This window comes from Kitasatospora sp. NPDC101176, assembly GCF_044768035.1.
In the GTDB taxonomy this organism is placed as follows: domain Bacteria; phylum Actinomycetota; class Actinomycetes; order Streptomycetales; family Streptomycetaceae; genus Kitasatospora.
Window position 1 is genome coordinate 250,500 of the sequence record NZ_JBIWPA010000008.1, and the last position, 13,220, is coordinate 263,719.

Sequence of the window (13,220 nt, forward strand, 5' to 3'; positions counted from 1 at the left end):
GTGCTGGTCAGCGCACGCTCCTTCGCCGAGTACCGGGCGATGTTCGGGCTCACCGCCCGGGACCTCGGCGGGAGCGTCCTGGACTGCCCGGGCGGCGCCGGGAGCTTCGTCGCCGAGGCCGGCGGGCGCGGCGTCGACGCGGTGGCCGTCGACCGCGAGTACGCCCGTCACCGGGCCGAACTCGGCGCCCTCGTCGAGCGGGAGACCCGTCACAAGCACCCGGCGCTGCTGCGGGAGGCGGCGGCGTTCGTCTGGAGCTGGTACGGCCACCCCGACCGCCTGACCGAGCAGTGGATCGGCAACGCCCGCGTCTTCCGGGCCGACATCGCCGCCCGCCCGGAGCGCTACGTCGCCGCATCGCTGCCCGACCTGCCCTTCGCCGACGACTCCTTCGACCTCGTGCTCAGCTCGCACCTGCTCTTCTCGTACGGCAACCGGCTGGACGAGGCGTTCCACCTGGCGTCCCTGCTGGAGCTGGCCCGGGTCGCCCGCCGCGAGGTCCGGCTCTTCCCGGTCGTGGTGTACGACACCGGCCGCCGCTACGGCCCGCTGGAGCGGCTGCGCTCGCAGCTCGCCGACGCCGGGATCCCGAGCCGCCTGGAACGGACGGCCTACGAGTTCCAGCCCGGGGCCGACGAGCGGCTGGTCCTCTCCTGCGGCGGGTACCGGCCCCCGGTCCGAGCGGCCAGGCCCTCCGCGCCCGTCGACCCGGTCCGCTGGCGCCACCGGGAGGCCGCGCCGGGCCCCGGCCCCTGAGCGGGCGCGGCCCGCGGCCGCTCAGGGGCCGGGGCTGCGTCCCCCCGGCGCGGGGACCGGAGCGGCCGGTCCCCGCGCCGGGGCGTCAGGCCGGGAGCGGCCGCCGGTCGACCACCGTGCGCAGCTTGCCGCTGGTGGGCGTCCGCTCGAAGCCGGCGGCGCCGGTCGTCTCGACCGTGCACTCCAGCAGCCCCTCGGCCACGGCCGAGCCGAGCTCGGGGACGGCGGCCAGGAAGGCGGCGCGGGCGGTCGCCCGGTCCGGGGCGTACCGCTCGTCGAGCCGGACGACGGCCCGCTCGCAGTCGGCACCGGCGTCCAGGAGCAGCTGCAGCTCGCCCCGGTAGCCGAGTTCCTCCTCCGCCACCGCGACGAGGCGCCGGACGTTGAGGAAGTAGGTGCCGACCCGGACGACGTCGCCGTACCGGCCGAGGAGTTCGATCCGGGGGGTGTGGCTCCCGCACGGGCAGACGCCCTCGACCGTGCGGCCGAGGTCGCCGATCTGGTACCGCTCCAGGCGCTGCCCGGCCCGGGTGCGGCTGGTGAAGACCAGCCGGCCCGGCTGCCCGGCCGCCACCGGGCGGTCGGCCCCGGGGGCCAGGACCTCCAGGGTGTGCAGGTCGGTCAGGACGTGGTGGACCGAGCCCTCGGCGTGGCCGCACTGGTAGCCGAGCGGCCCCAGGTCGGTGCTGCCGTACGACGCCGACCGGATCAGCTCGACGCCGAACTCCTCGGTGAGCACCCGGCGCTGCTCCGCGGTGAAGTGCTCGCCGCCGTAGAACACCTTGCGGATCCCGCCGTACGCGCGCAGCACGGTGGCCTCGGCGTGGAACAGCTGCCAGAGGTAGGAGGGCATGCCGAACACCGTGTCCGCCCGGTACGTCACCAGCGCCTCCGCGGTGGCGGCGTGGTCGGGGCCGGCGGCGATCGGGAACTGGGTGGCGTTGAGGCGCTCCAGGATCGAGAAGAAGCTGATGAAGCTGCCGTACATGCCGCCGCAGTAGAACAGGTTGGCGGCGCGGTCGCGGGCCGGGTCGAACCCGGCCGCGAGCAGGCCGTCCGCGGCGGCCCGCATCTGGGTGTCGTAGTCGGCGTTGGTGAACACCGACAGCGCCGGGGCGCCGCTGGTGCCACCGCTGCGGAAGTGGAGGTGGGCGTGCTCCGGCGCGAGCGTGCCCAGCTGCTCCTGCACCCCGGCCTTGTCCAGCAGCGGGCCGTTCGGCGCGGCGGGGACGGCGGCGGGGGCCGCCAGGTCGTCCAGGCAGGCGGTGGTGGTGAAGGCGGCGTCCGCCCGGACGCTGACCCGGCGGCTGTAGCGCTGGAGCGCGTACACGCCGTCGTGGGGCTCGCCGTGGTAGCCGTCGAGCATCCCGCCGACCGGGGTGACCCGCAGCACGCCGGCGGCGAGCACGGCCCGGGAGAGCCGGGCGACGTCGGCGCGGCTGCCCGCGATCGCGGCGGTCTGCAGGTACCGGCGCATCGGGCGCAGCACGGCCATGGCGCGGGTACGGGGAAGCGGCTTGACCCAGACGCTGCGGTGGAGCGGCGAGGCGGCCAGCGCCGAGCGGGTGTCGGCGAGGACGCGCCAGGAGCCGTCCGGCGCGGCGACGACCCGGGTGAGGCCGAGGTGCTCCTCCAGCCGGGCGAGCAGTTCGGTGGTGGTGATCTCGGCGTGCTCGGCCGGTTCGAGCTCGGGGCGGGGGATCGGGTCCGAGGCCGCGGCGAGGTGGGCCGCAAAGCGGTCGGCGAAGGCGAAGACCTCGCCGTCGTCCTCGGTGTCGAGGTAGACCACCTGGGGGCTGGAGCAGGCCTGCTGCTCCAGGCGGCAGACGTCGGCGGCGAGCGCGTCCAGCGTCGTCCCGTCCGACCAGGCGTCCCGGGTCAGGTACGCGAAGGAGATCCGGTGCCCCCACTCGACCAGGCGGCAGCCGGGCGGGACCAGTTCCGAGACCGAGCGGACGGCGTCCTCGCCGCCCCAGACCGCCACCGCGTCGGCGGGCTCGCACAGCAGCCGGAGCCACCCGGTGCGGGTGGAGGGGAAGCGCAGCGCGACGATCCGGCGGGCCAGGGCACCGGTCGGATCGGCGGCGGCCAGCTCGGCGAGGAGGTGCTGGGCGAGCAGGGTGTCGGCGCTGCTGGTCTTCAGCACGTTGAGGTTGCCGGTGAGCAGGCCCTCGACGACGCTCAGCGGGGCCACCGCGGCGCCGTTGCCGGGGGCGATGTGGACCAGGAGCCCGACCGGCGCCCACGCCTCGAAGGTGGTCTCCCGCGCGTCGGGCCGGGTGAGCCGTTCGGGGCGCAGCCCGCCGAGCTCGCGGCGGAGCTTGCGTTCCAGGGCCGCCCGGGTGAGCGCGTCGGCGATCTCGGCGAGGGTCTGCGCCGCCTCGTCCGGGGCGACGCCTCCGCGGGTGAGCTCGTCGAGCAGGCGGGTGCGGACCGGGCCGCCGGCGGTGCCGAGGGCGTCGGCGAGGCGCTGGCAGGCGTCCAGCACCAGTTCGGTGGGCAGGGGGTCGGCCAGGACGCGGGCGGCGAGCCCGGGCAGGTCGGCCAGCCGCCGGGCGGCCTCGTCGTCGTCGATGAACGAGCCCTGCCAGAAGTGCGTCCCGGCGGGCGTCACCGGTCCGGTGGCCGCGGGCCCGGTCGCTGCGGGGTCGATGGTCGCGGTTTCGGTGGCCGCGGTTTCGGTGGTCACGGGTTCGGTGGTCACGACATTCCCTTCAGGAGTTCAGCGGCCGCCGCCGCGCAGTTGCGGTTCCGGCTGACCCCGGCGCGGCCGTGGACGGTGAACCACGGAGTGGGCAGCGGGCAGGGGCATTCCTGCGGGGCGTGCAGCGAGGCGAGGTCCCCCATGACGACGCTCTGCGCCGGCACCGAGGTGATGTAGGGGGAGACCAGGTGGAGGAAGCCGCGCTCCCCGTACGGCAGCGGCTCCAGGGTGCGGGTGTCGCGCACGGCGGCCCGCGACCAGACCGGGACGTGCAGGCGGTGGTGGCCGCACTCGACGTACGGCACGCAGTGCTCGACCGAGCCGAAGGTGTCGCGGATCCGCTCCGGGGGGATGCCCAGCTGCGCGGTGACGTCCGCGTAGAACTCCTCCTTGCCGATCTGCCGGTCGGTGTGCCCCTTCCACCCGCCGCCGAGCAGCACCAGCGAGCCGGCCGGCAGCTGGACCGGCGGCAGGCCGAGGGCGCGCATCCGCTCCAGGGTGAAGTGCAGGAACGCGGGGAAGCCCAGGATCCGCACCGGCAGGCCGTCCCCGGCGTACCGCCGCAGCGCCTCGATGCAGCCGTGGACGTCGAACTCGTGGCCGCTCCCGGTGTGCCGCAGCGCGTGCGTGGTGTGGTTGGCCGGGGCGAAGTCGCACAGGTAGTTGTCGGTGAACGAGGTGCCGAGCTTCAGCTGCGGCGCCGGCTCGTAGCTGTACAGCAGGTAGTTGACGGGCTGGTCGGGGGTGATCCAGCCGTAGTGGTCGAAGATCCGGGCCACCATGCGCTGCGCGGAGCGGATCGTCCAGGTGTCGAAGAACATCTGGGACTTCTGGCCCGTGGTGCCGGAGGAGGTGAGGTGGAGGTGCACCTCCTCCCGGGGGATGGAGAGGACCTCGTGCCGCTTGAAGAAGTTGGCGTGCACCAGGGGCGTGCGGACGCCGGTGCCGACGCTCGGCGCCGGGGTCTCGGCGGGGCCGTCCAGCAGCGCGCGGAGGAAGGGGGAGCGCTGTGCGTGCCACGCGTTGGCCTCGGCCATCGCGGCGGCGAACAGGGCGTCCGGCTCCGGCCCGGCCGCGTAGGGGGAGGCCAGGTCGCACAGCTGCTGGACGTGCGGGAGAGCGGCGGGGTCGGGGACGCCGACCGGCGCGAGATGGGGGTTCACGGGACGGACGGTCACGGGGCAACCTCGGAAAGGGGTAGGTAGGTCGAGGTCCAGGCGGTCAGGTAGGCCAGCAGGTAGGGCTGGAGCGGCTCGCTGACGGCCGTGGTCCTGAAGTCGATCTGACGGCTGGTGCGGGACAGCACCACGTAGTCGTGGAACCGGTCGCCGATCCGGCGCATCGCCGGGTAGACGGCGCTGGGGACGAACCCGGCCGCCAGGAAGGCGTCGAGCCCGGCCGTGTCGGCCAGCGGCAGCAGGGTCTCGACGTAGTCGGCGCCGGCGCGGGTGACGGCCGCCATCAGCGGTTCGAGCGCTCCGGCGACGGCCGCCGGGGACGGGTGCACCGCGACCAGCGAGCAGCTCGCCGCGGACCGGTCCAGATCGGCGTACGCCTCGAACGCGCCGTCCGGCGGGGTGAGCACGGTGTTCGGGAGGTGCAGCGGGAAGAACCGCTCGCCCGGGTCGGGGAAGTGCTCCAGGAACCGGCGGCGGACGAAGCCAGGTGCGTTGATGAGCTCCATCGGCGCGGTCACCGGTGCGCTCCGCGCGACGGGCCGGGCGAGCCCCTCGGCGGCGCGCGGCCGGCCGTACCCGACGCCGGTGCTGCGCCGGGCCGCCTCCAGGAGGGGGAGCAGCGCTCCGGGCACCTGGTCGACGCCCTGGCGCCGGGTCAGGACGCCGTCGGCGTGGCGGGCGAACAGTGCGAGGCTCTCGCACCCGGCCACCTCGACGGCGTTCGGCAGCAACCCGAGGGCCTGGAACCCGTTGCGGGCGAAGACCTGCTGCGGACCGGGGGTGACCACCCGGACGGTCGCGTAGACCGAGTCCACGGTGCCGGCGGCGAAGGCGTCGGCGCAGACCGCCGCGGTCAGGCGGCCGGCCAGTCCGCCGCCCCGCTGTTCGGGGTGGACCGCCAGGCCCACCAGCTTGCCGATCCGGCCGCCGGGGTCGGTCTGCACCGCCACCGAACCGGCCAACTGGTCGGCGCCGTCGTGCCGGGCGGTCAGCCAGTGGGTGTGCGGGTCGTCGATCCGGCGGCGCATCTCCTCCGGATCGCTGCCGAGCGCGACCGGGTAGCCGTGGCCGTAGACGTCGAAGTAGAGCTGGCGCAGCTGTGCGACGTCCTGCGGGGCGGCGGGCGCGATGGTCATCGTCACGGTCATCGCCCGCCTCCGATCGGCTCCGCGGACACCGCGGTGGCAGCGGCCGTGACCGTGGTTGTGGCGGCGCCGGCGTCTGCGTCGGTGTCCGTGGCCGGTGTGTGCCGGCGGCCGGTCCACCACAGCGCGGCCGCGACGGGCAGCACGCCGACGGCCTGGACCAGGCACAGCGTCCGCGCCGGGAGGTGGTCGCCGAGCAGGCCGAAGACCAGGGACGACACCGGGAAGGTCGCCCCCAGCAGCGCCTGCATCACGGCGAAGAAGCCGGGCCGGTCCTCGGCCGGGACCATCCGCTGGAACAGCGCCACGAACCGCACGCCGATCACGCCCACGCACCAGCCGGCGAGCGCCATCGACCCCACGGCCGTGGCCTGGCCGGCCCGGTCGCCGACCAGACCGGGCAGCCCGAGGGCGGCGGCCATCAGGGCCAGGCACCCGGCGCCGACCGCGGTCGGCGCGCCCGGGAGGCGGCCTCCGGTGAACGAGCCCACCAGCGTGCCGGCGCCGAGCGCCGCCTCCAGGGCGGCGACGGTCGACCCGTCGGCGTGCAGCACCGTGCGGGTGTACAGCGGCATCACCACGAACACCGCGGTGGTGAAGACGTTCGCCGCGGTGAAGCAGAGCAGCACGCGCCGGATGAACGGCAGTTCGGCCAGGATCCGGCGCAGCGGCCGCCCGGCGGCGGGCGCCGCGTCGGCGGTCGGTGCGTCGGTGGTCGGTGCGTCGGCGGTGGCCGCCGCTGCGGGGGCGGCCGGGAACCGGGTCACGCCGATCACGGCGGCCGCCAGCAGGTAGGCGCCCGCGCACCCGGCGACGACGCCCGCCAGGCCGGTGGCGTCGACCACCAGCGGGCCCAGCAGACCCCCGGCGAGCCCGGCCAGCGACTGGGTGGCGAGCTCGAAACCGGTCGCGGCCTCGATGTCGGCGTCCTCGACGAGTTCGGGGACGGCGGTGGTGAGGCAGGGGTCGAAGACCGCCTGGCAGCCGGCCAGGACCAGTGCGGCGCCGTAGGTGACGAGCGCCGGCGGCGTCGTGGCGGAGGTCCAGGCGGCCGTGCCGAGGGCGACCAGACCGGCGACGGCGGCCGAGACGCCCAGGACGGCGCGGTGCGGGCGGCGGGCGATGAGCCCGGCCACCAGCGGCGCCAGGACGACCGCGGGCAGGGTGCTGACGGCGAGGAAGGCGCCGGAGGCGAGGCCGCGGTCGGAGCCGGCGGCGTGGGCGATCAGCCACCACACCGCGCCGACCTGGAACATCCGGCCGGCGGCCTGGGTGAGCACCTGGGCGGTCCAGACGGCGCCGAACCGCCGGTTGCGCAGGACGAGCGGGGTGCGCCGGGCGGGTGCGCCGGCCGCCCCGGTGGCGGTCACGCGTTCGGCCGTTCGTCGAGGACGCGGATCAGCTTGCCGGTCCGGGCGTTGACGGCGAGCTCGGCCCGGCGCACCCACTGGACGGAGAGCGGGTGCACGTGACCGGCGGCGACGGCTTCCGGGTACAGCGGGCGTGCCGCGTGGAGCCCGGAGGTCACGGCGTCGGCCAGCTCGGCGAGCCCGTCGGGGTTCCCGTCGTGGGCCAGGCGCAGCAGCAGCCCGTCGCGGGCCTCCCAGCGGCGTACCACCAGCTGGACGCCGTTCACCCGCTCGGCCGGGTCGGCCGAGCGGACGAGGTCGAGCACGTCCTGGGTGTACAGCGAGACCGGGCCCACCCGGACGCCCTCCTGGGCGCGGCCGAGGATGCGGAACCGTCCGGCGGCGGCGTCGGTCCACTCCGCGCGGTCCCCGACGGGGTAGCGCAGTACGGGCATCAGCCGTCGCCGCAGGTCGGTCACCACGACCCGGCCGGGCACCCCGGCGGCGGTGATCGGTTCGCCGGTGTGGTCGTCGAGGATCTCCACCACCGTCTCCGGGGCGAAGACCCGGTGCACCCGGGTGTCCGGGCCCGGCACGGGCCGGCCGAGCAGCCCGGCGTCGACGGCGGCGTAGCCGATCGAGGAGACCCTCGCGTTGGGGAACACGGCGCGCAGAAGGGGCAGTTGGTCCTGGTAGAGGCCTTCGCCGCCGAACAGCAGCAGCTCCACGCGGGGGAGCGCGCGGCCGGAGGCCAGCAGGTGGTCGGCGAGCGCGCAGAGCGTGGTCGGGGTGCCGGCCACGACCTCGACCTCGAACTGCTCCAGGGTCTGCGCGGTGGACTCCAGCGGTGCGGCCCCGCCGATCGGCAGCCGGACGTTGGAGACGGGCGAGCGGTGCAGCGAGTCGAGGATGAAGGTGTAGCTGGCGTAGAGGTCGCCCGCGTAGAAGAGGTCGGCGACCCGGTGGCCCGGGCGCAGTCCGGCGTCGACCAGTCCGGCGCCGAAGGAGGTGGTGAACTCCCGCCACTCCTCCCGGCTGTAGAAGGAGAACTTCGGCGAGCCGGTGGTACCGCCGCTCTTGAAGACGACGGCTTCTTCCAGCGGCCCGGTCAGCAGCCGGTTGTGGCGGGGCGTGTTGGCCTGCCAGTACTCGGCCTGCGGGACGACCGGGAGGTCGGTGAGGGCCGTGGTGCGGTCGGGCAGGCCGGCGTACAGGTCGGCGTAGAAGGGCGAATTGCGGCGTGCGAAGCGTATGAGCTCCGCCAGGGGTTGAACGGGCATCAGTTCCTGCTTTTAGGCATGCGAGGGCCGGGCGAGGCCGAGTGGTGCACGGCTGCGCCCGATGGGTCGGAGGCGATGGTCGGGCCCGCGGTCGGCGGAATTCGATTCCGCCGGGACCGGGCGGGCCACGGGGGGCGGGAAACGGGCCGGGCGTGCGTACCGGTGGTCCGGTGGGCGCGTGGACGGTCCGTCAGCTGATGCGAAATCGGGAGTGTTGGGGCCTCTCGCTCGCAGAAACCAAGGCTAGCATCCGAATGTTCCTTGGATTGCAGCATGATCCTGCATCAGAACGGTGCGGATACGACCTGAGCTCCCGTCAGCAGGGGGTTTCCGGCGAAAGGGTCGCGAAAGCTCGGCGAAAGGGTGAGCTGGATCTCACGGCTGCGTCGGCTCGGCGGGGAATCCGCAGGCGGGCGCGGATTCCCCATTTCTGTAGTTGAATTAACGACATTTCATGTGGCGCCGCCTGATTGCGGCGCGGATGCCGGAATTGCCACCCGCCGTTCAGGGGGTGTCCGCCTCCGCCGTTCGGCGGGCGGCGGGCAATGGGCGGCCGGTGGCCGGCGGCGACGGCGCACCGGGCGGCACGGCGCCCCGGGGCGGGCTGCCGGCCGCCCGGCGGTGACCGCGCCGGGCGCGCCCTACGGCCGGTCGGGGCCGTCCGGGGCCCGCTCGTGCCGGACGGCCGCGGTGTCGTCCGCGCGCAGCGGGTGCCGGTCCCGGTCGGACAGCGCGCGGTCCACCAGGGCCCCGGCGACTCCGGTGTAGCCGGCCGGGTCGAGCAGGCCCGCCAGCTCGGCGGGCGTCAGCACGCCCGCCAGTTGCGGGAGCCCGGCCAGCACCTCGGTCAGCGGGCGGGCGCTCTCGGCGGCCCGGAGCGAGGCCAGGGTCAGCAGGTCCTTGGCCGCGGCCTTCCCGAGCAGGGGGGCCAGCACGGCCGAGACCCGCTCGGAGACGATCCGGCCCCCCGTGACCCCGAGGTTGGTCCGCATCCGCTCCGGGTCGACGGTGAGGCCCCGGGCCAGTTCGGCGGCGGTGTGCGCGGCCCCGCCGACCAGCCGGAGGCACTCGCGCAGCGGCTGCCACTCGGCGTGCCAGACGCCCGCCGAGCGCTCGTCCTCGGTCGCCAGGCACTGGACCAGGACCGACGCCAGCGCGGGGACCTGCAGCGCGGCCGAGCGGATCATCGTCGCGAGCACCGGATTGCGCTTGTGCGGCATCGCCGAGGACACGCCCCGGCCGGCGGCGGTGGGCTCGGCGGCCTCGCCGACCTCGGTGCGGGCCAGCACCAGCACGTCCGCCGCGATCTTGCCCAGGGCGCCGGCGGTGTGGGCGAGCGCCGCGCCCAGGTCGGCGATCGGCGTGCGCAGCGCGTGCCAGGGCAGCACCGGCACGGCCAGACCGGTCTCCTCGGCGAAGGCGGTGACCAGGCCGTCGAGGACGGCGGCCGGGTCGGCCCCCTCGCCGGCGTACTGGAGGTAGCCCGCCAGGGTGCCGGCCGCGCCGCCGAGGGCGACCGGGAGCCCGCCCCCGGCGACCCGGTCCAGGCGCTCGGCCGCCTCCAGGGCCAGCTGCCGCCAGCCGGCCGCCTTCAGACCGAAGGTGGTGGGCACGGCGTGCAGGGCGAGCGTCCGGCCGGCCATCGTGGTGTCCCGGTGCCCGGCCGCCAGATCGCCGAAGGCCTCGGCGACGGCCCGCAGGTCGGCCGTGATCAGGGCCAGGGCCCGGGCCGCGACCAGCATCGCGCCGGTGTCGAAGACGTCCTGGCTGGTCGAGCCGCGGTGGACGTACTCGGCAGCCCCGGGCGACTCGGCGGCGACCCGGGCGGTCAGTGCCCCGACCAGGCCGACCACCGGGTTGGCGGTCTCGCGCGCGGCCAGGGCGAGGGCGCGCACGTCCAGGTGCTCGGCCCGCGCCGCCCGGGTGATCGCCGCGGCCGCCGCGGCGGGCACGGTGCCGCAGCGGGCCTGGGCGCGGACCAGCGCGGCCTCGGCGTCGAGCATCGCCTGCAGCCAGGCGGTGTCGCCGACCGCGGCCTCGACGGGGGACCCGACCCGGACCGGGGAGAGCAGGCCGGTGTCGAGGTGGGCGTCGGTGCGGTGGTCCGTCATGCCCCGGCCCGCGCCTTCTCGTCGGCCGCCCGGAACTCCCCGTCCGACAGCGGGGCCGGGAGCTCGGGCAGGGCCAGCAGGGCGGCGGCGATCGCGTCGGAGTCCTCCAGGGTGACCGAGCCGACGCCGGGGCGGATCCCCGCGGCGGTGACCCAGTGCACGGACTCGGTGGGCACGCCGTAGGCGAAGCGCCGCGGGTGCGGCACGCCCTGGGCGTCCAGCACCCGGTAGGGCCGCCCGGAGACCGCGAGGCCGCCGGTCTCGTAGTCCTCGCCGACGCTCGCGGGGATGCGGTACGGGCGGCACCGGCCGGTGCGCAGCAGGTGGAGCATCAGCGGGTCCTCGGTGCGGCGCAGGTCGATCCCGGGCAGCCGGCCCTCGATCAGCACGGTGGCGCGGACCGCCAGGTCGGCGAGGTCGCCGGTGGCGGTGAAGGCGGGGCCCCGGGGGTCGTCGGCGTCGGTGCCGACGCGGATCCCGGGGCCGGTCAGCTCCAGGACGCCCGCGTCGATCAGCGCGGCCATCTCCTCGATCCGGGCGGCGGGCGGGCCGATCGACAGGAAGGCGTTGAGCGGGGTGTACCACCGGTCGAGCTCGTCGCGGTGGGAGTCGGCGTCCAGCCCGGCGTGGTCGACGGCGAGGCGCAGCTCGTTGCGCAGGTCCCGCAGCACGTCCAGGGCCGCGGTGAACGGGCCGCTGACGTTGCCCTGCAGGGCGAGGCGGACGTCCTCGTCGAGGTGGTTCCGCAGCCAGGCGCGGAAGTCGGCGGTGTCCGCGAAGACGCGCTCGCCCCAGGGGCGGGAGATCCGCTCCCAGTCCCAGCGCTCCCCGGCGGCTATCCGGTATTCGGCGAGCAGCCCGTCCTCGGCCTCGCCGGGCTCGGCCGCCAGGTAGCGGTCGGCGAACTCGGCGGCGAGCGCCGGGGTGCCGCGGGCGGCGAGCAGCGCCCGGTAGTAGACGGTCTGCACCTCCTTGGCGACCAGCGGCCACAGCTCGGTGCCGAACCGGATCCGCCGGCCGCCCGCGCGCAGCCGCGCGATGTGCTCGGCCGTCAGCAGGCGGGGGAGGTGGCGGCCGTGGGCGCCCTTCTCGTTGCGGCCGCGCGCGTGGTACGGCACGCCGCGGCGCGAGCCCGCGTACAGGTGCGGCTCGCGGCCGGACGGGCGGTAGACCAGCCGGCCGTCGACGCGCTCGAAGACCCCGCCGCGGGCGTGCGAGAACAGCGCCATGTAGTCGAAGAAGTTGAGGCCGAGACCGCGGATCAGGACGGCCTCGCCCGGGGCGACGGAGGAGAGGTCCACGTCGGCCGGGTTGGCCGGCGGGACGTAGGTCAGGCCGTGGCGCTCGGCGAATCCGGCCAGCTCGCGCTCGGCGGCGGAGAGGACCGCGGGGACGTGCCCCTGGGCCAGCACCACCGCCGAGAGCCCGGCCAGCCGGGTGCCGTCCGCCAGCACCAGGGTCTGGCTGGCCCCGTCGTACCCGGGGTCGGCGTCCTCCAGGGCGACGGCCCGTTCGGCGTGCACCCGGACCGAGACGTGCACCGGCGCGGTCGCGGTGACCTGCCGGAACACCCAGGTCAGGTAGTGGCCGTAGAGGGCGCGGGTCGGGTAGGTGTCCGGGCCGAGGTCGCGGGCCTCGGCGAGGGTCTCGTCGTCGTAGACCGCCCCGGAACCGGGGGTGAGCGCGCTCGGGCCGAGCGCCTTCGCCCACTGGTACAGGCTCGGGCCCTCCTCCAGCGGCCCCTCGATGCTGAGGCTCGCGTCGGTGTAGACGGTGACCTGCGAGGCGACGGTGTTCATCAGCAGCTGCCGGGACTGCGTGGGCCGCCAGACCCGGCCGGAGCCCGCCGGGTCCGGGTCCACGACGTGCACCGTGATCCGCCCCCAGCGGGGGCGCCTCCGCTCCTGCGCACAGATCCGTTCGAGGACGGACAGGCCGCGCGGACCGGCGCCGACCAGGCACAGTTCCAAACGTCCGCTGCTCACTACGCCAACTCCGTTCAGCAGATGGGCAAGGGGGGTCCCGGTGCGGTCGGCCCGGGCGGCCGGGCGGAACGGAGCGTCCGCCGTCCCCGCAGCGCCTCCTTCCATCCGCAACCGTCGGCCGTGGCGGTCGACCCGGGCTCGGATCGGGCTGGAGCGCCGCCCGGTTCGCCGCGGCGGCGGTGACGGTGCCCGGGCTCGGGGCGTGGAACGGCCACGGCCCCACCGCGTGCGCGGTGGGGCCGTGGCCTCGGTGTCCTCGTCCCGCGGCTCCGGGGCCGCGGGCTGACTCAGGGGAGGTGGATCAGGAAGTCCCACACCTGCTGCTGGTCGTGGGCGTCCAGCGGTCGCAGGGCGATCCGCTGCGGGGCGATGTCCAGGACGCTGAGGTCGAGGGTCAGCTCCACCCCGCCGACCGGGCCGCCGGGGACCACCACGTGGTAGCGGGAGTCGTCCGGGTGCGACACCGGGGTCGATTCAACCGGCCGGGGGTCGGTCGTGCACGGATCAACACGGGTGTCCCGCGGACCCGGCTGCTGCACGCCTCCCTGTCCGGCCGCCCGCCCACCTGGGCCGGACCGGCGCCGTGGGGGGGGGGCGGCGGCCGGGCGCCCAAACCCCCCCCCCCCCCCGCCCCCCCCCCGCGGGCGCCCCCCCCCCCGCGGGGGGCGCCGGGCGCCCCCGGGGCGCGCGGGGCGCCGCCCGCGGGCCCCCC

Annotated in this window: 9 protein-coding genes; 1 reads left to right on the plus strand and 8 read right to left on the minus strand. The window is 76.0% G+C overall.

Going from position 1 to position 13,220, the window contains the following annotated elements:
• The gene (locus ACIRS1_RS15340; RefSeq protein ID WP_402839631.1) at positions 1–756 is read left to right on the plus strand and encodes a class I SAM-dependent methyltransferase; all 756 of its coding nucleotides are present in this window, start codon (positions 1–3) and stop codon (positions 754–756) included.
• 85 nt (positions 757–841) lie between these two features.
• Here the strand turns inward: ACIRS1_RS15340 and ACIRS1_RS15345 are convergent, their stop codons facing one another.
• The 8 genes from ACIRS1_RS15345 to ACIRS1_RS15380 all read right to left on the minus strand — a co-directional run bounded on the left by ACIRS1_RS15345 (position 842) and on the right by ACIRS1_RS15380 (position 12,972).
• Positions 842–3,460 carry an acyl-CoA reductase gene (locus ACIRS1_RS15345; RefSeq protein WP_402839634.1) on the minus strand — a complete coding sequence of 873 codons (2,619 nt, stop codon included), beginning with the start codon at positions 3,458–3,460 and terminating at the stop codon, positions 842–844.
• Positions 3,457–4,623: an acyl-protein synthase gene (locus ACIRS1_RS15350; RefSeq protein WP_402839636.1), complete on the minus strand. Its 1,167-nt coding sequence runs from the start codon at positions 4,621–4,623 to the stop codon at positions 3,457–3,459. The genes ACIRS1_RS15345 and ACIRS1_RS15350 overlap by 4 nt, the downstream gene beginning before the upstream one ends.
• 11 nt (positions 4,624–4,634) lie before the next feature.
• A complete protein-coding gene (locus tag ACIRS1_RS15355) occupies positions 4,635–5,786 on the minus strand; it encodes a GNAT family N-acetyltransferase (RefSeq protein ID WP_402839639.1) in 1,152 nt (383 codons plus the stop codon).
• On the minus strand, positions 5,783–7,153 hold the full coding sequence (locus ACIRS1_RS15360; RefSeq protein ID WP_402839642.1) for an MFS transporter: 1,371 nt from the start codon (positions 7,151–7,153) through the stop codon (positions 5,783–5,785). The genes ACIRS1_RS15355 and ACIRS1_RS15360 overlap by 4 nt, the downstream gene beginning before the upstream one ends.
• On the minus strand, positions 7,150–8,412 hold the full coding sequence (locus ACIRS1_RS15365) for a phenylacetate--CoA ligase family protein (protein WP_402839645.1): 1,263 nt from the start codon (positions 8,410–8,412) through the stop codon (positions 7,150–7,152). The genes ACIRS1_RS15360 and ACIRS1_RS15365 overlap by 4 nt, the downstream gene beginning before the upstream one ends.
• A 641-nt stretch (positions 8,413–9,053) precedes the next feature.
• Positions 9,054–10,523: an adenylosuccinate lyase family protein gene (locus ACIRS1_RS15370; RefSeq protein ID WP_402839648.1), complete on the minus strand. Its 1,470-nt coding sequence runs from the start codon at positions 10,521–10,523 to the stop codon at positions 9,054–9,056.
• A complete protein-coding gene (locus tag ACIRS1_RS15375; protein WP_402839650.1) occupies positions 10,520–12,508 on the minus strand; it encodes an FAD/NAD(P)-binding protein in 1,989 nt (662 codons plus the stop codon). The genes ACIRS1_RS15370 and ACIRS1_RS15375 overlap by 4 nt, the downstream gene beginning before the upstream one ends.
• A gap of 287 nt (positions 12,509–12,795) precedes the next feature.
• On the minus strand, positions 12,796–12,972 hold the full coding sequence (locus ACIRS1_RS15380) for a hypothetical protein (protein ID WP_402839652.1): 177 nt from the start codon (positions 12,970–12,972) through the stop codon (positions 12,796–12,798).
• Between the last annotated feature and the right edge of the window lie 248 nt (positions 12,973–13,220).